This window comes from Imperialibacter sp. (genome assembly GCF_048007035.1).
In the GTDB taxonomy this organism is placed as follows: Bacteria; Bacteroidota; Bacteroidia; order Cytophagales; family Cyclobacteriaceae; genus Imperialibacter.
In genome coordinates this window covers 3,775,993-3,800,532 of the sequence record NZ_CP180355.1, presented here as the reverse complement: position 1 = coordinate 3,800,532, position 24,540 = coordinate 3,775,993, and the positions used below count along the sequence as shown (strand labels likewise).

Below are 24,540 nucleotides of genomic sequence, written 5' to 3'. Positions count from 1 at the left end.
ATCATTTCAATAAGACGACCTAACTTGAAAGAACAAAGATGTTGGCAACTAGTTATCTCAAAGCAGCTCAAAAGGTCAAACTGGCTTTTTGTTGACAGACCTAGTAATACCAGATCGACCAAGGCTATGAATCAACTGATTGGAAACTATACCCCTCCATAAAAGCTGATATTTCTTTCAGCATGGCAACTATCTGGTCGGTTGTCGGCAAGGCCTCAGTAGACCAAACCAGGCGAGAAAGCTCCCTTTGATAAGTCTCTTCCAAAGTACTCCAAATCTCGTTTATATTACCAAGAAGAGGCGACTCGGCCATGGGCTTTTCAATCCAGTCCCCTGCAAAGGTGCTGTTCACATAGTCATCGTTTAGCACCTGCGTGATCAACTCATGATTCTCTGCAATCAACAATTGCCCTCTTAGGTCATCAAGCTGTAGCAGCTCATGGAGGTCGTAAAAATGTCGAATTTTCTCTCTCAACTTTTCAGGGCCTTCATAGGAAAGTCGAACCAAAGACATCAGCTTCTCAAAGAAGGTTCTCTCCCTCCTGAGCACGTTCATAGAAAATCCATCAAGCTGAAACTCCTTAATGAGTTGATCTTCTCCCCTGAGCGCTAAAAATTGTGACAGATAGCTATTTAACTGTTTCTCCTCAAAAGGTACTGGATTGGTGAAACAGTTGATTTCGAGCTGGATATCGCTTTTTACCGGACTGGTTCCATCATCGTCAAAAATGACTTTTTGATAGCTGTAAAAAGTCCTCCGGTTCCTTCCTCTTTTCTCCTCATTAGGATGCTCGAAGTAGCTCAAGTCTCCAGTAATTTTTCCTTCAACCTCCTTAATTAACTTCTTCAATCGATTATCAGACAACCCTTCTGTGTTTAAGATGGCCAAATCGATGTCCTCAGAAAACCGGTCAATACAATTAAAGGCTTTCGAAAGTGAGGTACCTCCTTTAAAAATAACCTTGTCCCGAAATTCCGATTGCGACAAAGCTTTCAAAACGAAAGTGACCCAATAGTCTTTTTCTATAAAGATGTCTCTTTGCTTGAAATGGGCTGCGGCCGCACGAACAGCCGGCTCAAATTCTGGTGACAGGTGAAACGTCATATGATGCTCCAGCTGGCTTTCTTGGGCAGAAGCAGTACATCAATTCCGATGTTGTACTTTGTTAGTCCGTTCAAGGAAGAGCTTATGCTTTTCAACGAAACGTCCGATCCTATTTGCACCAAAATTGCGCCAACCAAAGCCCTGGTAGCTGGATTGTAATAAGACGCTAATGATACCAGCCTACCCTGTTCTTTCCTTGACAAGTCCCTCACTCTCTTCATAACCACTTTTAAAACATCATTGGGAGATGCATCAGGTATACGCTTGATATCCTTTACAGCATCGAGCAGCTGTAGCAAAGGAATGTCCATCTCTTTGATGGGCAGGTTCCTTATCTGATATTTGATTTTGTATCCTTCAATGTCCCTTGAAGGAAGTTGCTTGCTGGTGGCAATTTCCAGGACATTGGATACCTGAGAGGTAAGTCCAAGCCGGTTGTACACCGACAGGCCGGTTAAATAGCCAAACTTCTTGCCATTGCGAGTGGTCATTGCCTCAACAACGGCCGATTCCCTGGGCCTCAGCCTCCCAAATCTTGATTCCTCAGGCTTGTAATACTTCCCCTTCGCCAAACGAACAATCGCTCCTTCGCTGCTTAGCCGACTTAAAGTCATGGCCAAAGCATTTTGGTCAATGTTCTTCGAACTAAACTCCGTGTAGCCAAAAACTGACCCAGGATCTAGCTTATCTATTTGCTTTCTTACTAAAGATGCTGCTGTTGGCATAGGTAAAGTACTTGATACAGGAATTGCTCTAACAGAAGGTTTCGATACTTCTATAGAAGTATTTACTACAACACAAATATATAAACGTAAGATATATAATATAAGTTTTTAATATTATAAACTTAACAAATAGGGTATCCTTTCTTGAAAGGGCAAGAAGGCATTATCTGAAAATTGAATACTCAGCTGAGCAGTAGTGAACAATCCGTTGATGACCGAAACCTTTTACCACTCTGAGAGTAAAAGAGGGGTTTTACCCTCTCCGTCGAACAATAATAGCGACAATGAATAGAGCAAGTGAAACAATTGCCAACACCTCGCTGATCTGCACAGAAGTTAATTTTGTAGTTCCCATGGGGTTTTAATTTAGTTAAGCCCAAAGGTGCCACGAAGATTAAAGCAAAAGAGCAATCCGTTACCAACTATTTAAAATTTGTCTCACAAACGCTAAAGGTCAAAATCCTTATTCCCTTTCTTTCTCCTGCCGGTAAGTTTTTTTTCTCGCTTCTTCAAGTCTTCTGGTCGTTCTGCAATCTCACCAACACTTTCAAAAAACCTTTCCAGCGCCTCGTCAATTACTTCCCCCTGGGATATGTAAGGAAACCCTGCAAGTTTTTGTTGATGGACGTAATTCTTGAGCTTTTCAATATTAGATTGTTTGATCCGAAACGTATGTACTTTAGCGTCATCAGCGTCTGCCTTTCCGTCGTTCTTAAGTTCGCTTATCTTTTCATCAAACAAGCCTCCTCCCCGAGCTGAAAGTGCCTTGAATTTATCCTTGCTCATATCGCCAATTCTTTTTGCCCTAGCCTATCCAGCAACTCGTCAGTCAATTGAGTAAAATCTTCAAACCCACTGAATTTATTTGGGAACTTGCCATCCGCCAGTTCTTTGGCGTATGTGACTATCTCCTGCCCCAAATGAGTGTTCTCGGCCAACTTAGTATTCACTCTAATCTTTGTATTGAACATCAGGTTGGGGAAGCTTTCCAGGCACAGCTCGTAAACGCCACGGTGAATGTTTAATCTTTGATCAAAGCTATTCATCAAGACGCCCACTGGCGCTAATTCAGGATTGATATCCGACTCGCGGAACTTCTTAATGAAATCAACAATCGACCATGCCCCATTGACGGCAAACGAATGGGCGACAATGGGGATAAGAACATGGGTACTCATAGCCAGCGCATTTTGAACAACCAGGTCGAGGTTGGGTGGGCAATCAATTAAAACGAAATGTATATCCTCTCGAACAAGCAGGGATTTAAAGACGCTCTTCAAAACGGTGATTGGGTGCATCAAAGAATACTCGTCCTGGATTTTTGTCTTGAACTTAGTGGCAGCCATTTTACTTGACCCAGGTATGAGTACCAGGTTAGGATTGACATTGACGCCAGTTACTTTTTTAGTCTCAAACAGAATGTCATAAATATTGGTGGCCTCGTCTGCTTTTTTGCATGCTAGTGTCAAATCCGCCTGCGGATCCAAATCCAGCATGACCACTTTAAATCCTCTGCTGGCCAGGATGCTACCAAGTGAAGAAGTGGTGGTAGTCTTGCCAACCCCACCTTTTTCGTTGAGAATACTGATTATTTTGGTCATGGTAATATATTGTAGTATGGAGTAATATGATATTTGTGAGTATTAGTGAATATTTCAATCATCAGTCTCCTCTGTGTCGCACCCCTCTATCGCAGTCATGTAATATTTAGTAATATGGTGTAATACTATATTTCAGAATATTAAGAGCTATTACACTCCTACATTTGAAACCCCAGATCCTCCTCTTCACCTCGCTCCCTGCGCCTTCTCCGTTTTGCCTCCTCACGATCCGCCTCGTCGCTCACCTGAGCCAAGGCTGCTGATATCTTACCCAATAGAATAGCCCCACTTCTACTGGACACTGGGTTGTGAACAGTTGTAATTGTCCTAATTCGATCCTTTTCCCTCGTAGAGCCGTTTTTAAGAGTGTTTTGATACAGAAATGAGTCCTTCCAGGCCCTCTCATATTGGAATAGGTTATCAAAAACCTCCTCGCTTCGCTCCCTAAGCACGTTTCTGTCAAAACCGCCCTTCACTGCCCCCATTGTTGTGTTTCTGTGGTTGCTTTGAGGGGAAAGCTTATACATTTGCTGTTTATCCCTCCTTGAGACTATCACATGCACATGCCAATGCAGCCCAGGCTTCTGTATTTTCGTCTTCTTATCAACTCTGTGCTCCTCTATTTTGCCAAACCAAACCAAGTCCTCTCCTTTTAAGCCCTTATTGAAGTTGGCTGCGTAAGCGTTCATCACTTCCCTTGTGTAGTCCCTCAGCGCCTTTTCATTGCATTTAATATGTCTTAATTCATGCTCTGAGGGCGATAAAGTGAGCATAAAGAATTTTGAATCGGTCTTGGAAAGCTTGCGGTGGTTGGAATCAATGGTCGTTTGGACTTCATATCTGGTCACCATGTCTTCGGTGTGCGAAAAGAAGTGACGGTAGGTATCGAAGTCCTTGTTTTCATTCTCCTTGTTTAAATAATCAACCAATTGCTGGCTGGAGCCCTTGTTATTGCCTTTTTCGGATGACGAAACCTTAATGTTCATCTAGCGAATTCGGTCATCGTTTTTATTGTCTGCTCTTCCAATTCTTTAATTTTCTTTGAATCGAGCATACTATTCAGTTTCTCCCGTTCGAACAGATAATTCTTAAATACCCGAATAAGGTTATTGGCCAGGTCAATTCTAGTACTCCTTACCCAGTTAAACCCCTTCTGAAGCGTTTCCAAGTGCTTGTTTTGACTTTCACCAATATCTCTCAAAAAAGCTACCTGCTCCTTTATTAAATGCACATCTCTTTTCGAAGGGAGGTCTCCCATTACACTTGAAACCTTCTGCGAGGCAATAGATAGTTTATCCAACATAGGATCAAGCTTCGTCTTCTCCTGAGTCCTTATAAATGCCACCAAATCGTTTCTCAGGGCTTTGATGGCCTCAGTTGGATTACCATCGGTAGGGTTTGACGGGTCGATTTTGAGTTTTTCAACATAGATGATACACAACTCAAGAAACCGTCCCAATGGTACTTCGTAACGTTGACTGAGCTTGACCAGTTTGGCATGGCTGACTTCCGAAATTGCAACGGTTTTTATCCTTTCTGGGCTCCCCATTATAACCTGTTTTATAGTTTTATGACTTGATTATCAGTCACTTGATTAGTATTTTATATTTCTACTTATAATTTGGGGGGAGTGAATCGGCCTAAAAACCCGTTTTAGGGGGTTTTCAAGTTGCGAACGGTGGCTCTGCCCCGTTCCCACTTGCTTACTCCCCCCTCCTTTCCTCAGTACCATGCTAAACGCTCGCTGGCACTTCATCCCACAAATGGGTATACCGTTAAAAACTCATCCCTTTATTTTTGCCTCTATCCTTCCCGTGGGCAACCTCCATCCCCTTCACAAGCCCAACTCTATAGGGGCTTTTTACGTCTCGAATCGAATCCAACAACTCTTTCAAAAAGTTTGGATTCTCTGTAGCTAGCATGTAGCCGTGGTTAAACCCTTTGAGGGTTAATTGGTATTCATCCATTTCTAGAATCGGTTTAGTGCTTGGTCGTCCAGAAACTGCAGGATTGAATTGGAGTCATAGAGGATGTGCTTAAGCGAGAGCCTGGCGGCCCGAATCTTACCTGTGTCTTTATACTTCAGAAGCGTGGTGACTGAGCTAATCCTTAGCAGCCGCATGGCTTCTTCCGGAGATACCCACAGGTCTTTTGGTTTTCCCTTATAAGTTGGGCAAGTTTGGTCTATAACCTGTTCGGTAAGTTTCACCAGGAACAAGTCTTGAATACAAATTAATGGCATACCCCCTATTTAAATATTTGAAGAATGAGTTAATTTCTACATCAAATGGAGGACAATAAATCAGACTTGTCAATATTGATTTTTTAGTTAATTATGCTATATTCTATTGTAATATATTTTACTATACATTTTACAAATATTTTAACAAATGTTATTACTAGACTTTATATTTATATAGAACAGTATTGTTTAGCTAAATTTTGCTTTCAACATTCTTGAAGGGGCTGCTTCTCTTAACACCCCCGTGAAAAGGCTTCTATTTCGAAAACATGCAAATTTGCTCGTAAATGATGAAAAATTACTCCGATGCACTTGACCTAAGGGACAGATCAAAGCTTCACTAACCGACTTCTTTCAAACCCCACTGCATCTTCCAAAGTGTAATTTGTACTCAAAGTGGTATTAATTTATTTAAGCTAAATTTGACCGATCTGACAAACCGGTTTGAGCACCCTCTGGAAAAGTGCTATTTTCGGCATGCTTTTTTCTTTGTAAAAAATTTTAAAAGTCTTCCAAAAGTCTTTCAGTAGCGCTTCGTTTCGAGGTGCGCCAAAAATCTTTTAGTGATTTTCCGCCCTTAACTACAACACGTTTTTAAGCCAATTTACCTGCTTGTGCATTGACCATTGTTTACTCACCCATTTACTCTTCCAATAAAATCAAGTGAGCAAGAGGCCTTGATATGTAGGCCATTTTGTAGGCTTCAAACCATGATCTTCAGTATTCTAAATGGTAGGCACTCTCATCGGCCATCGCAAGAAACAAGCTACCGATGAGGGTCTCATATCCAATAAAAGATAAAATGAAGATCACAGGAACTAAGTCGACTATTTCTCCCGCAATGAAACAGCAAACCATATCACCACAAATCTCAATAGTCCTGAAATAGAAGAGTGTCATGACAATTGGGTGCGGAGTGGGCCAAGGGAGCAGATGAATGTAATTTCTTTTGTTAAGCCCAGTGGAAGGGTAGCTGTCACCAGCCGCCATTTAGGTCTTAACAAGTTCATTATCAATTAATTAAAAGCATTGTAAATTGGCTTTAAAACATAAATCAGGACAAAACCGCAATAGATTGAAATTCAGCAACTTGGCCTTAAGGAAAAATTGGGGCGAAATCGCAAAACGCTTAATAGGCCCGGTGTTAGGTTTCTTGAAATGTCCGCCCCGAAGGAAAAGTGAATAGTTAGGATAAACCTTTTCGATTGCTAACTATAATATCTTGGGCCTGGCTCTATGACCGTTATGTTTCAGAGAATTCTAAACCGCCGTGGCTGTGGCCTTTTCCTTCGGTACTTCAAATAGAGGTCATAGTCCCAAGCATAAGCTGCTTCTACGTCCGGAATGCCAGGGATCGCCTGTGCATCAAGCCACCTGGGAAAATCCGCAGAGTTGCCAACTTGATCGACAATTACGTATTTCAAGCCCTTGAACTTGTAAATTGGGGAACTTTTGGTCGTTGGAGCGATTAGTAATCATATATTTGGGACTCAAAAGCCACTAATTTCATAAAAATAATTGCGAAGAACTAGAAGATTTGCGTTTGTCAACCTTAACTTATCCACGCATTACCTAATCAAATATTTAGCACAGTGAAGCGCTATCAGGAAACTGGTAGCGCTTTCTTAATTTAAAGTAGCGGAAAGAAAACAATAATATTGATCGATACCATAAATTGGGTCAAATAGGAAGATTAATGTGGGCGACCGCAAAAATCCCATTGGAACGCGTGGTAGCCAAAAAAGGCTAAATGATGACTACTCAAGCAGAACGTAAACGGAGTCAGGGATTTCTACAGAGGTTAGACCTAGACTTAACAAAGCATTTTTCTTTATAGGGTTCTTTCTAATTATAAGACTTCAGTTATTCTAATTTTCCATTTATTACTTAACCCACCATCCACCTCGTCTTTTACCCACCCCATCAGCTTAAGTTTACCGGGCTTAAGCTTTGTAAGTATGTCATCAGAAGTATCTGAGGTGACTTTGAATGTTTCTCCGTTTACGCTTACATTCCACTCATTTCCATCGTTCACCAGTTCTCCATTTAACGTGACTTCTGCATTTCTGGCTGAAAACCCGTTATTCTTTACTTCCATTTGGATTTCTTGTAAGGACAAATCATTATCTACAGCTAGCTTAAGATATGCCTTCCCATCGTTGAGGCTTACTTTGACACTTTGCAAGCCATCCATTTTTTTTAGTCCACGCTCCAGCCCATAGGCACAAGGGGCGCAGTCCATTCCAAATACCTCCTGATCTACTTTTATCAACTGACCTATTGCACTAGAGAAGCTGAATATGCTCAATACTACTATTATTCCTATCTGTTTCATATTTCTGTTTGTTTAATGTTACAACCAATAACTAATATTTATTGAGAGTCTATATTTTTCATTTGATCCCTGGTTCACTTCCTGATAAGCAGGGAATAACGCTCCAAAAGATATACCCCAAGCTCCGTAGAGACCTAAAAATGAAGGGCCAATCATTACTTTTTTCCCTCTTTTGTCCATCGGAGACAGTTGGCCTTCAAAGGTGTCGCTTCCTGGAAACTCAGCCAGAGATTCCACAAAAATCCGCCAATCGGGTTTTGGATAGTCTCCCATGAAGATGTTGGGACGATAGCCTATAACCAAACTTGCGTATGGCAAATCGCCCACCTGATCATTTGCTTCTTCAAAATAATACTGATAGCCGCCACCTACCCAGGCGTACCAGGTTCGGGAAGCATACCCGGTAGAGATCGCTCCATGAATTGAATTACTAACTTTAGTCTGTCCTCTGGTTTTCTCAGTTGGGGTTGAAACACTCAAAATGGCCGTAGATTCAAATCTTTTCCCCACGCCAAATGCATTGGAAAAAAAACGATACCATACCGAAGCTTCAATATCCCCATTGGCTGGCATATTGCTATTTCCCCTAGTCCTAGGCGGATCTGAAAGCCGATTGATCACTGTCGGGGTAGTGATATTTAGCTGTAGGTCTTCTGTAACACCATAAGACCAGATATACCTGAGCATGAAAGACTGACCATATTCTGTACCAAGACTCATAGCCGCAGCATTAAAATCTACTCCTCCCTTGGCCAAAGTAGGGGTTTGTAGTCCGAAGAGCGGGCCGTGTCCCTGAGCGTAGGTTTTTGAAAGTGCCAGCATGGCAACTATTACAATTAATACTGTTTGCTTCATCTTTTACTTTTTAAATCCCTAAAAATTCTTGCAGCGGAAGCAGCAAATACGCTGAAAACAAACCAAGCGTATAAAGCCCAAAGGATATCCAGAGGATGATCTTACTCCACCGGGCAGCTGTATCGCAGGCAGTTTCATTTCCATATTCATCTATTTCGCAAACCTGATTTTTCTTTCTGCCATAAAAGACCCAGAAATTGAAACCAATCAATAATCCAGCCCCGAGAAAAGTCCATTCCTTGTATTTACTTAGTGCGATCAGAGCAGGGAATTCAGATACTATTCCGGCCACCACTGCACCCATACCTATTGCTACCAGCAGTGATGGTAAAGCACAGCACAACAGGGTAGATATCGAAGTGAAAAGGGAAGCTATGCTGATGAAATCGTCTTTAAGTTTTATAAGCTTTTGCATACTGGGAACAATTATAGGTTCTCTCCATGTGGGGCTTGTTTAGCTTTGACCTTATAGCCTCGGTCTTTAATCATCTCTATCAATTCTTCTTGTGTGATAAGTTTTTGATTGTACCAAATGACTGATGACTCTGTTGCATATGTGGTTTTGCTTTTCTCAACGCCGCTTTGTTGTTTCAGCATGTTATCAATCCCATTGGCACATCCGGCCTGGCAACTCATGCCTTTTACCTGAAGCGTCAGCTTAGTGGGTGTAACTAATTCTTTTCCCGCAATTGAATCTACATTTTCGTTTGTCTGAGCAAGAACATCCACACTCATGGAGAGTCCACTAAGCATCATTGCTATGATAATTATCTGTTTCATAATGGAACTGTTTACTGTTGTTTTTCACAATCTAGATGGGGAGTAGGGGTGGTCACCTAAACTTTTACAAAGTTTTTTTTCTATCCTTCCTTGGGCCAAATAGTGGGACTATATGCCAGTATGATAATATTCTTCATTGCATATTGACCTTGGATGGTCAGTGCAAAAGGAAAATTCTCAAACATTAAACTAGAAAAAATGATGAATGTAATGAACGCACCAAACATGTGGATAAATAATAACTATCAAAACTGGCTTTAACAACTTACTGGAGATTAGTAATAAGCCGGAAAGACTTTCAAAAAGGCAAGTAAATTGGTACAAACCAGATGAGAGAGACATAGGGTCAACCCCACTAACTCAGTGACCAGTTAAAAGCCTGAGAACAATTAATTACGAAGAGGCCCGGGCTAAAGCTGTCAATAGGATAAAAGCGATAATGATACCTTAATGATTTTTCCTATTCCACCCGGCCTGAAATCCTTCTATAAAAAAGTATAGAAATACCGGATACAATCATAAAAGCTGGTACGCCAAGACCAATCTGCGGCTCAGGTCCAAATACCTCCGATAGTCTCGGGATAAGCGGATCCATCATATACGCCTGAAAAAAATCAGGGAAGCTGCTAAGAACTGAAGACATACTATTTTCTTCTTATCTGTACGAGTCATGATTAAAAAACACTCAGGTCTGCTGCTGGAGTTTGACTAAATGGCACACATTTATCTGCCTTGACCAATTCCAGCTTTGATTAGCTGTTCTCTGGAAATACCTTGATTTTGACAGCAAGACAGAAGTACTCCATCTACTGCAACTGCTGGCACTTTCTTGATAACATAAGCTGCAACTTTATTCAGGCATGTTTGATCATCGCATTGCTTTACTAAATCATAGATGGAAATCTCGTACTGATCATAAGCAAGCTCTTCTACCATTTTGACTACCGGATCACAAACTGGACAACCCGCAGTAAAAATTTCAACTGTTCGTTTCATGATTTTTTTATTGAATATTGATGAAACAAACCTAAGACTTCGGGTGGGGTGGGCTCCCAGTAAAAGTTAAAAAAATTGTATTTTATCCGGTTGAATGAATTGATCGAGGTGTTTTTTAAGCTGGACTATTTCCTTCATTTTTACAGTGAGGTCGTCCGCTTCTATAGCAGGAAACTGTTGGCGCAGAATTTCAATTTTCTCCTCATTTCCACAATTCCCAGGACAAGCTTCCGAAGTTTCAGAAATCTTAATTGCCAGGGATTTTCTAAAGGTTTCGTTCAATAATAAGTAATGAGCCGCATCTAAGCCGCTCTTTGCTGCTTTGAACTGTACAAGAATCTTTTCAGGATCTTTTCCTTCATCCAGCATTTTGATCAAACCTTCTATCTGACCTTTGATACTTTGAAGGCGATTTTTTACGTCTTTCGTTAAGTCTTTGGGAAGCATTGTTGATTTAATAGGTTATCGTAAATAGATTGGAATATCTCAATATGTTTTTCCATTTCTCTAGATTATATGAATGATAGACTGAGAAGATACATGTTACAAATGTCTGACTTCTACCACAGTTCTTGGGTAACCAACCTGTGTATCGCATGTTGGCAGTTGTCATCCTTGTATATTAATTGTTAAATTGCAATAGAAGTTTCCTTGGCGCAAAATAAGTTATAAAAACGCCTAACAAGCTACCATTATTCCAATTCTGTCACACTTGTTGATAGCTCTTGAAAATGTTCATCTAGCTCGCACAACAGCTCAACTCTGACACGTCTTTATCGAAGGTGATGGCGGCTAATTTCACCCCTTCAGAAAGTGTCAGGTAGGGATGAAACATATCGGCCAAGTCATGCACGGTCATGCCCGCCTTAATTGCCAGGCTAATTTGCATGGCCAACTCGCCACCCTCCGGCGCTATGATCCGACCGCCGATCAGTTTATCTGTTTCACTGTTTCTAATCAATTTGATAAACCCACGTGTGTCCAGTGCTGCTTGTGCTCTCGGTATCTCGCTCAACGGCATCACACTGGTTTCGTAGGGAATACCAGCTACTTCAGCTTCGGCCTCATCCATGCCTGCTCCGGCAATCTGAGGGTCTGTAAATACCACCCAGGGTAGGCCGGTATAATCCACCTTGTCACCAGCACTTTTGAAGGCATTGTTCACTGCGACTTTGCCTTCTTTGGCTGCTGTGTACACGAAAGCCGGGGTGTTGGTACAATCACCAGCGCCGAAGATGTGCCTCACATTGGTCTCTTGCCGGTCATTCACCCGAATATGGCCGCTTGTCTCTGTTTCTACTCCAGCTTTTTCTATATCCATGCTGAAGGTGTTGGCTTTCGTTCCTGTGGCCACCACCACATGAGTAGCTTCTACAATTCCTGTATTGGTGTGCGCCAGCACTTTATCTCCTTCTTTGATAAATTCTGAGATTGATACATTCGTACGAATATCTATTCCTTCGTTTCTGAAATGGCTGGTCAAGTCGTCAGTAATGTCCTCAGTTTGCTTCCGAAGAATTCGTTCTGAGCGGTGAAGAATCGTGACTTTAGTACCAAACCGATGGTACGCCTGGGCTATTTCCAAGGCGATATATCCTGCGCCCAACACGATGAGGTGCTTAGGTTGTTCCTCCATTTCAAACAGACTAACATTGGTGAGGTAGTCAATTTCCTTTAACCCTTTAATATCGGGCACGTTGGTCGTCGCCCCGGTAGCCAACAAAAACTTCATGCCTTTGTATTGCTTGCCATTCACTTCGATGGTGTGAGGGTCTACGAATTTTGCCCAACCTTCCAGAATAGTGATGTTTTCCAATCCATCTACCACGTCCAGATATTTCTTTTTTTGTAAAGCAGACACCAATTCTTTTTTCTGCTGGATGGTCGCCTTAAAATCAAACTTCGGATTGGCACCCGCCACGCCATTGAATGGAGAATGCTGCGCACGATGAATCTGCTCAGCAGCCCTGATTAGATGTTTGGAAGGCACGCAACCTACATTTACACAAGTACCTCCAAAGTCCAATCCGGCATTCACCATGAGCACGGTAAGTCCCAAATCATTGGCCGTAGTGGCTGCAGAAAATGCCGCAGAACCACCGCCTATGATGATGAGATCATACTGATTGGATTCGGAAGAGCCACTGGAACCGTTTGTTCCCAAAACAACTTTATAGTGTCCTCCTCGATTAATTGTATCTATAATACTATCCTTGCTGATACGATCAGGGTTATAGCTAAACGTACCTTTTCCCGCTTTATAGCTTACCTCTTTAGATAGAATACCTATTTCCTTCTCGAAACGTTTTTCGATAGACGTGGCACAATGGTCACAGGTCATGCCTGTGATTTCAACTATCATTTCTTCAGCTTCAACAGGTGGCTTACGCTTCATTAGATTTTTGAACATAACTTATGATTTTTGCTTTTCTGCTTTGTATCCTAATTTTTCAATTACATCAATGATGGTCTTCTCATCAGTCTTTTTTGCATTGTAAGTGATCGTGAAGGTGTCTCCGGGATAAACCACATCGTCTTCTATCACACCGTCTGTTTTGGAAAGGGCTTTATGTACCCCACTGCTGCATCCGGCGCAGGTCATACCAGTGATTTTCAGCACAACTTTCTTTTTTACAATCTCCTGCTTTTGAGCTTTGGAAACTTCTTGAGCTTGTAACTAAACGGAAAACAATATTCCGACAATGGCCAAAATGATAAGACTAAACTTTTTCATATTAGTTATTTGATGGGATTCATTTACTTGATTCTTTAATGGATTGAGTACCAACTACTGTGTAGCCAGTGGCATTAATTGATTCGGTCAGCGTGTCGAGGCTGAGCACTGAGGCATCGTACTCTACGGTAGCTTCTCCCTTCTCCCAAGAAGCATCGACTCGCACAATTCCGGCATTCTCGCTCACAGCATGTTTGATGTGCTCAGAGCAACCCTGACAAGTCATTCCTTTAATATCGAAATGTACTTTCTGGATATTGGAAACTTCAGTGATTACAGCAGTGCTTTCTGTTTCAGGGTAGAAAATGTGTGCGTAGTTAGGAAAGGAAAGCATCGCTACAGCAAAAATCGTGATGATGCTCAGGAAGGTTTTTGTTTGCATAAATGGCTTCTTACCAGGCGTTAATTCGCACCCACAATCATCAGCCGCTTTTACCGGCTTCAACTTCTGATACCAGGCAAAACCCAACACCAGCACCGTAACCCCAATAAGGTAGGGGCGAAAAGGTTCCATCCATGAGAAGGTAGCTGCAGCTCCGGTAGAACCAGCCACTAAAGCAAGTACCGGGGTGATGCAGCAAAGCGAGGCACCTATGGCTGCCAAAATACCTGTGGTAACAATTCCTTTTGATTTCTTTGAACTTTCTAAATTTTCCATGACTTCTTTTTACTTTTTTATGACCGAAACAGTGCTGTCAGTATAATTTTTGACGCATAACTTTGTTTTGACGGGCGTCACACCAATGGGCTTGCCACTTTAGCAGATTCGAGCTGATTGAAAAATGGCTTTAGTATTTCTAAATTTTCTTCTATCAGCGAATAGAAGACCGTTTGACCAACCTTCTTGTCCACTACAAGGCCTCCGTCTTTGAGCTTTCGCAAGTGCTGCGAAACTCCGCCGACTGAGATTTCTAAAATGTCACTCAAATCACAAGGGCACATCTCGCCTTCCCGCTTTAGTAAATAAAGAATTTTGAGACGAGCAGCGTTGCCGGATAAATTAAAAAGCCTGGTCAAATTTTTAAGGGTACCTTCCAGTTCATTTAGTTCATCCTTGCATTCTTGAATTTGGACATGATCCGCTAATACCCTGATACACGTGTTGCTCATACATTTTAGTGTTTTAGTATATACTTAAACACTAAGATAGAAATAAGGTTTAATTATTTTAGTAAAAACTAAAATAAATAAGCCTCAAAATTGCTCCATATCAATTCAAAGCATAAAACTGTTACCCTCTCGAATCTCCCTGCTGCCACTGAGCTATTCGAAAAAGATAAAGTTGGTCTTCAGACAGCCCCCCGGAAAGACGGCTGTTAACATCTCCATCGAGCATATCACTAGGTGATATTGAGTAGCTGCAATACCAGGGAAGTTTGATGGGCCAAAGGAAGGACAGCTAGACTGGGTGGCCACACAAATCGCATTGAAACTCACGATAGCTTAAAACGGCCAGATGATCACTCCTCAAGCATAACGAAAACACTGAGTATAGGGCTTTCTTGTTAATGACAAACTATCTTTTATGAGCCAACAAACGCAAAGCGTTAAAGACCACAACCAATGTAGATCCCTCATGGATCAAAACTGCTGGTCCTATAGTAGCAATACCGGAAATTGTAAGTGGAATCAGGACAGCCACTACTCCCAGACTCACCCAAAGGTTTTGCTTGATAATGCCTTTGGCTTTTCTGCTTAAACCGATAGCAAAAGGTAAGGTTTCCAGCTTATCGGCCATCAGAGCAATGTCCGCAGTTTCCAGAGCCACATCACTTCCTGCCGCTCCCATGGCTATGCCCACCGTACTGTTGGCCATGGCCGGAGCATCGTTCACGCCATCGCCTACCATGGCTACTTTAGATTCCTTTTCCTTAAGTTTTTTAATGGCTTCTACTTTTTCTTCCGGCAGCAGGCTGCCCCAGGCATCTGTAAGGCCAATTTCTTTAGCTACCGCATCGGCCACTTTCTGATTGTCACCGGTGAGCATGATCATGCGTTTGATACCAATCTTTTTCAATTGCGCTAAGGTATTTTTCGCTTCTTCTCTTGGCGTATCCATCAGGGCGATGATGCCTATGTAATCGTCATTCTGTCGGATGAGCATGGTGGTATTGCCATCAGACTCTAAGGACTTTACTTTTTCTTCTATTTCCTTTGATGGCTTCTTATCATCCAGCGACTCAAACAGGTCCAGGTTGCCAATGTAGACTTTGTCACTTCCCAATGTGGCTTTGATCCCTTTCCCAAGCACTGCCTCCAGGTCTTTCGCCTCAGGTATGTCAGCACCCTTCAGTCGCTCCTTCCCGTCACGCACTACGGCCTTTGCCAGTGGGTGATCACTAAGACCCTCTACCGCAACTGCTATTCTCAGTAGTTCTTCTTCTTTCACATCCTCCAAGGCTACCACCTCCGTTAACTTAGGCTTACCTTCTGTTAGTGTTCCGGTCTTATCAAAAGCCAGGGCAGTAAGTACGCCTAAATCTTCCAATGGGCGGCCACCTTTGATAAGTACCCCACTTTTGGCTGCCCGGGCTACTCCACTGAGCACCGCACTCGGGGTGGCGATAGCCAAAGCACAAGGGCTCGCAGCTACCAGTACGGCCATGGCGCGGTAGAAGCTTTCGCTAAAGGTCTCGTCAATGACCAGAAAAGCAAAATGGAGCAATACTACCAGTACCAATACAGCAGGCACAAAGTATTTCTCAAATTTGTCTGTAAGTTGCTGGGTAGGCGATTTCTGGGTCTGGGCTTCATTCACCAGTTTCACCAGGCGGGAGAGCGTAGAGTCCTTCGCTACTTTTATCACTTTAATTTCCAGTGTATTATTGCCATTGATCGTACCGGAAAAGGCACGGTTCTCGTCCTTAATGTCTTTTTCCTGTGACCAGTCTTTATCGGGATCATCTACAGGTTCTTTATCTACGGGCACACTTTCCCCGGTAATAGGTGCTTGATTTACGCTACTCCGACCATCTACTACCACACCATCGGCTGAAATTTTGCTATTAGGCTTCACTACGATGATGTCTCCAATGCTCAGTTCTTCTATACCTACTTCTTCTGTTTTTCCATTTCTCTTGAGCAAGGCCGTTTTAGGGGCCAGTTCTGCCAAAGCAGCAATAGATTTACGGGCCTTGTTCATGGCATAATGCTCCAGAGCATGGCCCATGCTGAACAGGAACAGCAACAGAGCACCTTCTGCCCATTCACCCAGAATAGCCGCACCAATAGCAGCAACCAGCATTAGGAAATCTATCTCAAAGCCACCTTTGGAGACGGTTTGAATAGCTTCTTTGGCCGTAAAAAAGCCTCCAAAGAAATACGCTGCGATGTAGAGCGTCAAGCTTACCCATGAAGGTATAGCTTCTATATATGAAAGCCCAAAACCTATTCCAAGCAATGCCCCGCAGATGATGGAAAAGATCAGCTCTGTATTTTTGCCGAAAATACCACCGTGTGAGTGGTCATGATCTTCACCTTCTTCATGAGAATGCTCATCCTCTTTTTCTTGGGTTTCCTGTTGTTCAGGTTTCTTGGCTTGCTGAAGAAATCGCTCAGCACTTACCTGGGTATCGGGTATGTCAAGGCCCTCTTTTCTTAACGATTTCAGTATCTCCGCTTCATCTATTTTGGTGGTATCAAATTCCAAACGCACCATGCCGGAACCTGAGACAGCCGCTTCCAGAATGCCCGCTTTGTTTCTAAGGTTTCGCTCTATGTTACGGGCATGGCGTGTATGCCTTATTCCCTCTACTTCTATGAGTTTATGGCCAAACTTTTCGGTGATCTCAGCCCCGGTTTGCTCCGCCAGTTTTTGGATCCGGTCAATAGAGATCAACTCCGGATCATAATGGAAGCAGAGTTGTGGTACACCATTGTCGGTTTCATCAGCCACATGTACTTTTTCAAGTCCATCTTTGTCCTGAAGCTGTATGATGAGCCTATCTACACATCGGTCTTTCTCATCAGGTACTTCTGGAAGTATCAAGGGTATTTTTATTAGTAGCTTTTTCATTTCCTTATTTATCGTTAGCAACAATTACTATCACATGAAAGGCGTTTTGTTTTGGCCTTGTCAAAAGCTTCTTTTCCTTCTTTCAAAGCGAACCAAGAGATACCCAGGCTTCCGATAGCATCTACATACGGTATTCGCCAAATCACATAAATTAGGCTGGAGGCAAGCAGGATGAACGAGAGGTAAAAGCAGGTCAGTGTGCAGCGTGCGTCCGATGTGATCGGTTCACTATCTAATTGCTTGCCTACTTTCATTTTTTCTCGGTAGAGAAAATACATTGTTGCAATTGAAACCACAGAAACAACAACTCCAGCTCTTGTCGTTTGTGGTTCGGACTGGTAAAAAATAGAAAGTGCGGCACCCACCACAAGTCCGGCCACAAGGATATACAGGGCCACACCCGTGACTTGAAGTGCTCTGACCTCAAAATGGTCACGTTGTTTCAATTCACTTCGCTGCATTCGCCAAATCATGTGCGTTATGCCTATCCCCGAGAGCACTTCTGCGAAACTGTCGACACCGAAACCAAATAAGGCCAGCGTATCATCAGTAGCCCCGAAAAAGGTAGAGATTATTCCTTCAATGGTATTATACCCTACCGTGATAAGACTAAGAATAAAGGCAAACTGCAACCTTTCTTGAATAATCTTCTGCTCCATAATATGTTTACTTACAATTTACAGTCTGAACAAACGCCCTTTACTACAAGGTTGGCTTCCTCAGGCTCGTAGTTTATCGGAAGTTCAATTTCCGGTATTTTGTAACTTGTAAGACATTTGGTCTGCCCACATACTCTACAGTGAAAATGCAGATGGAGGTCTCTTTCTATTTCGCAATTACACCCTTCTTCACATAATGCATACTTGGGCACGCCAGTACCATCATCAATACTATGCACCATACCGTATTCTTCAAATACCTTCAAGGTTCTGTAAAGCGTGGTTCTATCCGACTTTTCAAAGGCCTTATACAGCTCGGTAAGTCCGATTGCTGCCTCCCGACCCAGCAGGAATTCTAATACCAGTAACCGCATTGCTGTGGGTTTGATATTGTGAGATTTCAGGTTTTTTTCCAGCTCTTTGATCATGGCTCTCTTTCTTTATTGTTTAAAGATTTCCCGGTCTTTATACGAAATCCAATTGCTATTGCTGAGATATAGCTTTAATTCTTTTAGTTTTTGGCGTTGTAATTGGCTATTTTGGAAAGCAGGCAGTGACAATCTCTTGCCAACTGCCTATGCCTGTCACTAGATTTAGTGATCATGAGAAGTCTGACTTTTATTCATTTCTGATATCAAGTAATAGGCATTGTTCCATGCTACTTTAGTACCTTCCGGAAGTGGCATTAGCAATTTGATCTCTACCCATCCTTCATCTACTAACCCAGTTCGAATTTCAACCGCTTTGAAACCCCATTCTGTCTGTCCATCTTCCTTATGGGCTGCCGCCGTGAAGATAAAGGGCTTACCATCTTCCTCAATGATAGCAGATTCAGGTAAGGCCAGGACCGATTTTTCTCCTGTATGGATTCTTCCATTGATGTACATACCTGGTATAAGAAAATCCTCTTTCTGATCAATTTCAGCGTGCACGTGAACCGCTTTTGGATTTTGCTCAAATTGCTTACCTACAGAGTAAATCTTAGCTTTGAGCGTAGTACCGGGAACAGACTCTACCGTGAAGAAAATATCCTGTCCCTTCATTACTTTGTAAACATCCTTTTCAAAAACCATCAGGTCGGCGTGAATGTGATCATTGTTGACAATCATAAACATGCCTTTTTGAGGATCGACAAACTGACCAATCTGGACTTCCACTTTCTCGATGAAACCATCTATTGGGCTAACCACTGGAACATTCTGATATATATTGCCACGTTGCACCTTTTCAACGTTCAAACTGAGTTGGCGTAGCTGAGCTTCATAACCTTTGGCTTCGCCCTTCATTGATAGATAATCTGCCTGAGTTTGTTCGAAGGTTTTGCCAGACCCCACTTTTTCTTCGTATAGCTTTTTCTGTCGTTCATATTCTTTTTCAAGGTATTGCATCTGGCTGTAGACTCTCACATAGTTCATTTGCAATTGGGATAAGTCTGGATGCGCCAGCGTAGCCAATGTTTGGCCTTTCCTCACTTTATCACCTTCTATTACCTTAATCGTTGTCACGTTTGCCCCCAATATGGCCGTGACAGTAGCTTCATGCTGGGGCGGCACCTCTAGCTGCCCATTGGCTTCAACTACTCCCGACAAAGGTCTTGTTGGTATTTCGTCGACCTTTATGCCGAGGCTGTTAAACTTGAGTTGAGATAAATGGACTTCTCCTTCTCCACCTTTAATCTCTTCCTGCGGTTGTTCATCCTGCTGGCCTTCATCTGCCTTATTTCCACAGCTGGCAAGGAATGTTGCCACAAATGCTATGGTTACGATATATATAAAATGCTTTTTCATTTCTTTATTTTTTGAAATATTGAATTATTGTCCAATGAGGAATTCCAGATTGATTACAGCCTGGTTGTACCCGTTTAGTGTATTGATGTAATTGAATTTGATGCTGAGTGCCTGATTGATGTTTTGAAAATACTCTACATAGTCTATGGCTCCATTTTCAAAGCTTTTTCTGGCATTGTTTAAAATCAAATTGGCTTGAGGAATGGCTTTTTGCTTATAGTAATCAAGACTTCCCTGAAATTTTGTAATCTCCTCCATTTGCTGCCGATACTGGCCCTGAAGTGCTGTAAAGTAGTACTCCGAGTGGGTATTTGCCATCTGTGATCGCAATTGAGCAGATTTAACGCTTGCCTTATAGGAACCATAAAATAGAGGTATGGAAATACCTCCTTGTATTCCCCCAAATCGATCAGAAGAAGTCGCAATTCCACCGTTCTCTGTTTCGCCTCCTATCAATGATTGATTGAAATAACCGACAAAAAGATCGGGCATCAGCCTGGCTGACTGAACAGATTTTTCTGCATCTGCAATAGCTACTTGTTGTTTAGTCAACCCAAGTAGCGGGTTGTTCATAATCAAAGCATTGTCCTGTATGTTTATGACATCCCTTTCTATAAGGTCGGAAGGCTCGAAACGCAAACTAGATGTATCATTCAACAGGATTTGGAGCTGCTTTTCCTGAATGACAATGTCGGCCTCCAGCAACTTCAGCTGATTTTGAACTTCCATGACACCTGTTTCAGCTGCAGCCTTCTCAAGATAACTGGTTGCCTCGGTCTCGTACCGAATGGTAGCCGCATTTAGAAATCGCCCATATACTGTATCTTGATATAGCAGCAAGTTGCGCCTTTCGTGCAGGAAGGACAGTTCATACCAGGCCTGACGTATCTTCCATTTTAGATCATTTTCTGTAACAGCCAGCTGCTTTTGACCACCAACTACCTGTTCATTAGCGAGTTGCTTTTGCTTGGCATAAACGGTGGGAAACTCAAATGACTGGCCAACACTGATGGAGAAGTCATTCTCAAAGCTATTGTATTGACCGTATTGAACGCCAACACTAGTTTTTCCTAAATTAAATGCTGTCTTCCTTCCTTGCTCCTGAAGTTCTATGTTGGTAATTGCAACTTGAACATTGCCATTGTTGGCCAACCCCAGTGTGATCGCCTCATCCAAAGTAGTAATTGATTTCTGTTCCAGCTCTTGCGCTCGTGCCTTGGACGGAATTCCAAGAAGCAAACCACATACAATTAGAGCCATAATTGCGTTGGCCGCCGAGCCGGTATTTAGATTAACTTTTATAGACTTACGACCTTCAATGTAGGAATAGAGGACTGGCAGAACAATCAGCGTCAGCAGTGTTGCGCTGATCAGACCGCCTATTACTACAGTGGCTAATGGCCGCTGCACTTCAGCTCCTGCAGAGGCTGAAAATGCCATGGGTGTAAAGCCCATAATGGCGGCAGTAGCAGTCAACAATATAGGTCTAAGACGTTCTTGTGTTCCTGTGATAATTCGTTCTTTTATGTCTGTCATCCCTTCGGTTTTTAGTGAATTGAAACGACTGATTAAAACCAGTCCGTTAAGAACAGCCACCCCGAAGAGGACGATGAATCCGACTCCCGCAGATATACTAAAAGGCATACCTCTCACGGCCATGAAAAACACTCCTCCAATGGCCGCAAGTGGGATCGCCATGTAGATCATCACTGATTGGGGGAAAGATTTTAAGGCAAAATAGAGTAGTATAAAAATAAGAAAGAGGGCAATCGGCACCACCACTAACAATCTTGCTTTGGCTCGCTGCAAATTTTCAAACTCTCCTCCATAGGTGATATAATAGCCCGGTGGCAAGTCCAGTTCCGCATCCAGTTTTTGCTGAATATCTGTCACAACAGATTCTACGTCTCTACCTCGAACGTTTACACCCACGTAAGTCCTTCGAAAAGTATTGTCCCTGGATATTTGCATGGGGCCTGGGACATATTCGATATCAGCAACTTCCTTGATTGGCACTTGAGTACCATCAGGTAAATCTACGTATAGAGTTCTAAGATCCTCGATGCTTTGGCGATGTGATTCATCAAAACGAATGACCATTTCGAAGCGTTTTTCACCCTCAAAAATGACCCCAGCTACACCTCCCGCAAAAGCTCCGCTAACGTACTCATTCAATTTTTGAACATCCAATCCATATTGGGCCAGTTTCTTACGGTCGTATCTCACAGTCATTTGCGGCAGACCAGCAGTACGTTCTGCATTCACATCTCCAGCGCCCGGCACTGTTTGGATGATGGCAGCCATTTCCTGTACTTTTTGCGTTAACACGCTTAAGTCTTCACCGTACAATTTCACAGCTACATCTTCTCGAACTCCTTCAAGTAATTCATTGAACCTAAGTTCTACAGGCTGAGTAAAGACGAGATTAACGCCCGGAAGTATGTCTAACTTCTCTTTGATCTTCTCAATAAGCTGTTCTTTCGAATCTGCGGAAACCCATTTCTCTCTATCCTTCTCTAGAATTAGATACATATCGGCTATGTCTAAAGGCATGGGATCTGTTGGTATGTCGGCAACTCCAATTCTGGCGACTGCTGTTGTTATTTCCGGAAAATTTTCTTTTAATATGTTTTCGATCTTAATGGACACATCAATAGCTTCACTGAGACCACTTCCTGGTCGAATAAGGGCTTGCATTGCTATGTCGCCCTCATCGAGTTGGGGAATAAATTCACCCCCCATTCTTGAGAAAATGAGCCCCGCCCCGACGAGTAGAGCCAAAGCAATACCTATAACCGCTAATCGCAGTTTCAAGGCACCAATAATCAACGGATGATACACTTTATTTAAAGCATTGATGATCTTCTCGCTGAACTTGTTTATTCCGTTTTCTAACCTTGCAAACCAATTTTTTGGATTACTTATTGGACGCATTAGCAATGCAGTCATCATTGGCACATAAGTCAGGCATAGAATAATTGCACCTAGAACAGCATACCCAAATGTGTAGGCCATTGGAGTAAACATTTTACCCTCAACACCTGTTAAAAAAAGGATAGGGGTGAATACGATGAGAATGATGAGTTGTCCAAAAAAAGCAGCGTTCATCATGGTGCTCCCGGATTCATAGGCTATTTCGTCCATTTGAGCCTGATCAAACTTATTCTTGCCAGCCCTTATCCCCTTTTCAATTTCATGAACTGTGCCTTCAACTATAATCACAGCACCGTCCACGATGATTCCAAAATCAATGGCTCCGAGGCTCATCAAATTCGCCCAAACCCCGGTGGCTTTCATGAGAATAAATGCAAAAAGTAAAGAGAGTGGAATTAATGACGCAGTGACAATGCCACCTCTTAAACTTCCCAGCAGCACAACAAGAACAAAAATCACAATAAGTGCTCCTTCAATTAAATTTTTGCTGACTGTGCTTGTAGTCCGCTCAATTAGAGAGCTCCGATCAAGATATGCATTAAACTCAAGGCCTTCAGGAAGGGACTTTTCAATTTCAGTCATTCGCTGGATTACATTTTGAATGACCGCATTGGGGTTCGACCCTTTCAACATCATGATGATTCCCCCCACAGCCTCATGACCATCCTGAGTGAAGGCACCATATCGAACCTGATGCCCGAAATGAACTTTTTCAGCTACATCTCTGATGAGTATTGGAATGCCATTTTCGTTACGGACTGAAATATTTTCTATATCATCTATGGTGCGAACCAGACCTTCACCCCGAATGAAATTGGCCATTTTGCTTTTCTCAATATAGGCACCTCCCGTGTTGACGTTGTTGCGAGCCAATGCCTCATAAACCTCAGAAATACTAACGTTCAGAGCATTCAGCTTTTCCGGATTAATGGCCACTTCGTACTGCTTAATATAACCACCAAAGGAATTGATTTCTACAACTCCTTCAAGCAGCGTTAGCTGTCGCTTAACAATCCAGTCCTGAATAGTACGGAGCTCCATTGCTGAATACGCTGTGTCATATCCTGCTTTGGGCTGAATGGTGTATTCATAAATCTGTCCTAGCCCTGTGGAAATAGGCCCCATTGAGGGGCTACCAAATTCCTGAGGGATGGTTTCTTTCAGTTCATTGAGTTTTTCCTGCACCAATTGTCTGGGCAGGTAAGTACCCATATCATCTTCAAAGACAATGGTGACAACAGAAAGACCAAACCGAGAGATAGACCGTATTTCATCAACACCTGGAAGGTTCCCCATCGCCAACTCCACCGGATAAGTGACAAATTGTTCAATATCCTCTGTTGCAAGGTTCTCGGAAACAGTAATTACCTGTACTTGATTGTTAGTTATATCCGGGACTGATCCCAGATTAATGGTGGACATTGAGTAAATACCGACCCCAATCAGCGTCAGCGTTAACAGGCCCACAATGAATTTATTCTTTATTGAAAAAGAAATGATTTGATTGATCATATGACTATTAAATTATTAGACGTGGAAAACAATGAAGTGAATGAGCCTGACAATCGTAGCCAAAATGAGTATTGCGCTAATGAGAGCAATGAAAATCCATTTCAGCACGATTTTGACAGTCACCTTCTTACTTCCACTTTCCCCCCGTTTCTTTCGGGTTTTATTCAGTTTTTTCAAGCTGGACAAATAGAATTGAGCAAGAATAAAAGGTTGCTTTATGAGAAAAGCACGTGAGGGGTGTTTAGCAAACTTTCAGATAA

24 protein-coding genes are annotated in these 24,540 nt (G+C 42.4%); all 24 read right to left on the bottom strand.

Annotated features, from left to right (window positions below; translation table 11 throughout):
• Nucleotides 1-124: 124 nt before the first annotated feature.
• Nucleotides 125-1,105: a nucleotidyl transferase AbiEii/AbiGii toxin family protein gene (locus ACMVP2_RS16285; protein ID WP_339790918.1), complete on the bottom strand. Its 981-nt coding sequence runs from the start codon at nucleotides 1,103-1,105 to the stop codon at nucleotides 125-127.
• On the bottom strand, nucleotides 1,102-1,830 hold the full coding sequence (locus ACMVP2_RS16280) for a DUF6088 family protein (protein ID WP_339790920.1): 729 nt from the start codon (nucleotides 1,828-1,830) through the stop codon (nucleotides 1,102-1,104). Before ACMVP2_RS16280 ends, ACMVP2_RS16285 begins: the two co-directional genes overlap by 4 nt.
• Before the next feature lie 447 nt (nucleotides 1,831-2,277).
• Complete coding sequence (locus ACMVP2_RS16275; RefSeq protein ID WP_339790922.1) at nucleotides 2,278-2,616, bottom strand: hypothetical protein; 339 nt, start codon at nucleotides 2,614-2,616, stop codon at nucleotides 2,278-2,280.
• Nucleotides 2,613-3,431 carry a ParA family protein gene (locus ACMVP2_RS16270; protein WP_339790924.1) on the bottom strand — a complete coding sequence of 273 codons (819 nt, stop codon included), beginning with the start codon at nucleotides 3,429-3,431 and terminating at the stop codon, nucleotides 2,613-2,615. Before ACMVP2_RS16270 ends, ACMVP2_RS16275 begins: the two co-directional genes overlap by 4 nt.
• A gap of 158 nt (nucleotides 3,432-3,589) precedes the next feature.
• Nucleotides 3,590-4,417 (bottom strand): DUF5712 family protein, encoded by an 828-nt coding sequence (locus tag ACMVP2_RS16265; protein WP_339790927.1) that lies wholly within the window; start codon nucleotides 4,415-4,417, stop codon nucleotides 3,590-3,592.
• Nucleotides 4,414-4,980 (bottom strand): BfmA/BtgA family mobilization protein, encoded by a 567-nt coding sequence (locus ACMVP2_RS16260; protein ID WP_339790929.1) that lies wholly within the window; start codon nucleotides 4,978-4,980, stop codon nucleotides 4,414-4,416. Before ACMVP2_RS16260 ends, ACMVP2_RS16265 begins: the two co-directional genes overlap by 4 nt.
• A 226-nt stretch (nucleotides 4,981-5,206) precedes the next feature.
• A complete protein-coding gene (locus ACMVP2_RS16255; RefSeq protein ID WP_339790931.1) occupies nucleotides 5,207-5,398 on the bottom strand; it encodes a hypothetical protein in 192 nt (63 codons plus the stop codon).
• 2 nt (nucleotides 5,399-5,400) lie between these two features.
• Nucleotides 5,401-5,673, bottom strand: a complete 273-nt coding sequence (locus tag ACMVP2_RS16250) for a helix-turn-helix domain-containing protein (RefSeq protein ID WP_339790933.1) — start codon at nucleotides 5,671-5,673, stop codon at nucleotides 5,401-5,403.
• A 1,849-nt stretch (nucleotides 5,674-7,522) separates the two neighbouring features.
• Nucleotides 7,523-8,008: a heavy metal-associated domain-containing protein gene (locus ACMVP2_RS16245; RefSeq protein ID WP_339790935.1), complete on the bottom strand. Its 486-nt coding sequence runs from the start codon at nucleotides 8,006-8,008 to the stop codon at nucleotides 7,523-7,525.
• A gap of 18 nt (nucleotides 8,009-8,026) precedes the next feature.
• On the bottom strand, nucleotides 8,027-8,863 hold the full coding sequence (locus ACMVP2_RS16240; RefSeq protein ID WP_339790937.1) for a hypothetical protein: 837 nt from the start codon (nucleotides 8,861-8,863) through the stop codon (nucleotides 8,027-8,029).
• Between the two features lie 10 nt (nucleotides 8,864-8,873).
• Nucleotides 8,874-9,278, bottom strand: coding sequence for a hypothetical protein (locus tag ACMVP2_RS16235; protein WP_339790939.1), 405 nt, complete (start codon nucleotides 9,276-9,278; stop codon nucleotides 8,874-8,876).
• An 11-nt stretch (nucleotides 9,279-9,289) separates the two neighbouring features.
• On the bottom strand, nucleotides 9,290-9,643 hold the full coding sequence (locus ACMVP2_RS16230; protein WP_339790941.1) for a heavy metal-associated domain-containing protein: 354 nt from the start codon (nucleotides 9,641-9,643) through the stop codon (nucleotides 9,290-9,292).
• Nucleotides 9,644-10,103: 460 nt separating this feature from the next.
• The gene (locus ACMVP2_RS16225) at nucleotides 10,104-10,286 is read right to left on the bottom strand and encodes a hypothetical protein (RefSeq protein WP_339790943.1); all 183 of its coding nucleotides are present in this window, start codon (nucleotides 10,284-10,286) and stop codon (nucleotides 10,104-10,106) included.
• A gap of 80 nt (nucleotides 10,287-10,366) precedes the next feature.
• Complete coding sequence (locus tag ACMVP2_RS16220; RefSeq protein WP_339815637.1) at nucleotides 10,367-10,639, bottom strand: thioredoxin family protein; 273 nt, start codon at nucleotides 10,637-10,639, stop codon at nucleotides 10,367-10,369.
• Between the two features lie 66 nt (nucleotides 10,640-10,705).
• Entirely contained in the window at nucleotides 10,706-11,086 is a 381-nt protein-coding gene (locus ACMVP2_RS16215) for a metal-sensitive transcriptional regulator (RefSeq protein WP_339790947.1), read from the bottom strand.
• A gap of 292 nt (nucleotides 11,087-11,378) precedes the next feature.
• Nucleotides 11,379-13,049: a mercury(II) reductase gene (gene merA / locus ACMVP2_RS16210; protein ID WP_339815638.1), complete on the bottom strand. Its 1,671-nt coding sequence runs from the start codon at nucleotides 13,047-13,049 to the stop codon at nucleotides 11,379-11,381.
• Between the two features lie 3 nt (nucleotides 13,050-13,052).
• Nucleotides 13,053-13,259: a heavy-metal-associated domain-containing protein gene (locus tag ACMVP2_RS16205; protein WP_339790951.1), complete on the bottom strand. Its 207-nt coding sequence runs from the start codon at nucleotides 13,257-13,259 to the stop codon at nucleotides 13,053-13,055.
• 133 nt (nucleotides 13,260-13,392) lie between these two features.
• Nucleotides 13,393-14,031, bottom strand: coding sequence for a mercuric transport protein MerTP (merTP, locus tag ACMVP2_RS16200; protein ID WP_339790953.1), 639 nt, complete (start codon nucleotides 14,029-14,031; stop codon nucleotides 13,393-13,395).
• Nucleotides 14,032-14,108: 77 nt separating this feature from the next.
• A complete protein-coding gene (locus ACMVP2_RS16195; protein ID WP_339790955.1) occupies nucleotides 14,109-14,483 on the bottom strand; it encodes a metalloregulator ArsR/SmtB family transcription factor in 375 nt (124 codons plus the stop codon).
• A 406-nt stretch (nucleotides 14,484-14,889) separates the two neighbouring features.
• Entirely contained in the window at nucleotides 14,890-17,388 is a 2,499-nt protein-coding gene (locus tag ACMVP2_RS16190; RefSeq protein WP_339790957.1) for a heavy metal translocating P-type ATPase, read from the bottom strand.
• A 14-nt stretch (nucleotides 17,389-17,402) separates the two neighbouring features.
• On the bottom strand, nucleotides 17,403-18,047 hold the full coding sequence (locus tag ACMVP2_RS16185; RefSeq protein ID WP_339790959.1) for a cation transporter: 645 nt from the start codon (nucleotides 18,045-18,047) through the stop codon (nucleotides 17,403-17,405).
• Nucleotides 18,048-18,058: 11 nt separating this feature from the next.
• The gene (locus ACMVP2_RS16180) at nucleotides 18,059-18,475 is read right to left on the bottom strand and encodes a Fur family transcriptional regulator (protein ID WP_339790961.1); all 417 of its coding nucleotides are present in this window, start codon (nucleotides 18,473-18,475) and stop codon (nucleotides 18,059-18,061) included.
• A gap of 165 nt (nucleotides 18,476-18,640) precedes the next feature.
• Complete coding sequence (locus ACMVP2_RS16175; RefSeq protein WP_339790963.1) at nucleotides 18,641-19,834, bottom strand: efflux RND transporter periplasmic adaptor subunit; 1,194 nt, start codon at nucleotides 19,832-19,834, stop codon at nucleotides 18,641-18,643.
• 24 nt (nucleotides 19,835-19,858) lie between these two features.
• Nucleotides 19,859-24,280, bottom strand: a complete 4,422-nt coding sequence (locus ACMVP2_RS16170; protein ID WP_339815570.1) for a CusA/CzcA family heavy metal efflux RND transporter — start codon at nucleotides 24,278-24,280, stop codon at nucleotides 19,859-19,861.
• Between the last annotated feature and the right edge of the window lie 260 nt (nucleotides 24,281-24,540).

Coding starts and splice junctions, on each gene's coding strand:
- merTP (WP_339790953.1), bottom strand. CDS start 14,031: ATGGAAAATTTAGAAAGTTCAAAGAAATCAAAAGGAATTGTTACCACA.
- ACMVP2_RS16250 (WP_339790933.1), bottom strand. CDS start 5,673: ATGCCATTAATTTGTATTCAAGACTTGTTCCTGGTGAAACTTACCGAA.
- ACMVP2_RS16195 (WP_339790955.1), bottom strand. CDS start 14,483: ATGAGCAACACGTGTATCAGGGTATTAGCGGATCATGTCCAAATTCAA.
- ACMVP2_RS16270 (WP_339790924.1), bottom strand. CDS start 3,431: ATGACCAAAATAATCAGTATTCTCAACGAAAAAGGTGGGGTTGGCAAG.
- ACMVP2_RS16265 (WP_339790927.1), bottom strand. CDS start 4,417: ATGAACATTAAGGTTTCGTCATCCGAAAAAGGCAATAACAAGGGCTCC.
- ACMVP2_RS16170 (WP_339815570.1), bottom strand. CDS start 24,280: ATGATCAATCAAATCATTTCTTTTTCAATAAAGAATAAATTCATTGTG.
- ACMVP2_RS16215 (WP_339790947.1), bottom strand. CDS start 11,086: ATGCTTCCCAAAGACTTAACGAAAGACGTAAAAAATCGCCTTCAAAGT.
- ACMVP2_RS16275 (WP_339790922.1), bottom strand. CDS start 2,616: ATGAGCAAGGATAAATTCAAGGCACTTTCAGCTCGGGGAGGAGGCTTG.
- ACMVP2_RS16285 (WP_339790918.1), bottom strand. CDS start 1,105: ATGACGTTTCACCTGTCACCAGAATTTGAGCCGGCTGTTCGTGCGGCC.
- ACMVP2_RS16235 (WP_339790939.1), bottom strand. CDS start 9,278: ATGCAAAAGCTTATAAAACTTAAAGACGATTTCATCAGCATAGCTTCC.
- ACMVP2_RS16260 (WP_339790929.1), bottom strand. CDS start 4,980: ATGGGGAGCCCAGAAAGGATAAAAACCGTTGCAATTTCGGAAGTCAGC.
- ACMVP2_RS16190 (WP_339790957.1), bottom strand. CDS start 17,388: ATGAAAAAGCTACTAATAAAAATACCCTTGATACTTCCAGAAGTACCT.
- ACMVP2_RS16225 (WP_339790943.1), bottom strand. CDS start 10,286: ATGTCTTCAGTTCTTAGCAGCTTCCCTGATTTTTTTCAGGCGTATATG.
- ACMVP2_RS16220 (WP_339815637.1), bottom strand. CDS start 10,639: ATGAAACGAACAGTTGAAATTTTTACTGCGGGTTGTCCAGTTTGTGAT.
- ACMVP2_RS16280 (WP_339790920.1), bottom strand. CDS start 1,830: ATGCCAACAGCAGCATCTTTAGTAAGAAAGCAAATAGATAAGCTAGAT.
- ACMVP2_RS16255 (WP_339790931.1), bottom strand. CDS start 5,398: ATGGATGAATACCAATTAACCCTCAAAGGGTTTAACCACGGCTACATG.
- ACMVP2_RS16245 (WP_339790935.1), bottom strand. CDS start 8,008: ATGAAACAGATAGGAATAATAGTAGTATTGAGCATATTCAGCTTCTCT.
- ACMVP2_RS16185 (WP_339790959.1), bottom strand. CDS start 18,047: ATGGAGCAGAAGATTATTCAAGAAAGGTTGCAGTTTGCCTTTATTCTT.
- ACMVP2_RS16175 (WP_339790963.1), bottom strand. CDS start 19,834: ATGAAAAAGCATTTTATATATATCGTAACCATAGCATTTGTGGCAACA.
- merA (WP_339815638.1), bottom strand. CDS start 13,049: ATGTTCAAAAATCTAATGAAGCGTAAGCCACCTGTTGAAGCTGAAGAA.
- ACMVP2_RS16180 (WP_339790961.1), bottom strand. CDS start 18,475: ATGATCAAAGAGCTGGAAAAAAACCTGAAATCTCACAATATCAAACCC.
- ACMVP2_RS16240 (WP_339790937.1), bottom strand. CDS start 8,863: ATGAAGCAAACAGTATTAATTGTAATAGTTGCCATGCTGGCACTTTCA.
- ACMVP2_RS16230 (WP_339790941.1), bottom strand. CDS start 9,643: ATGAAACAGATAATTATCATAGCAATGATGCTTAGTGGACTCTCCATG.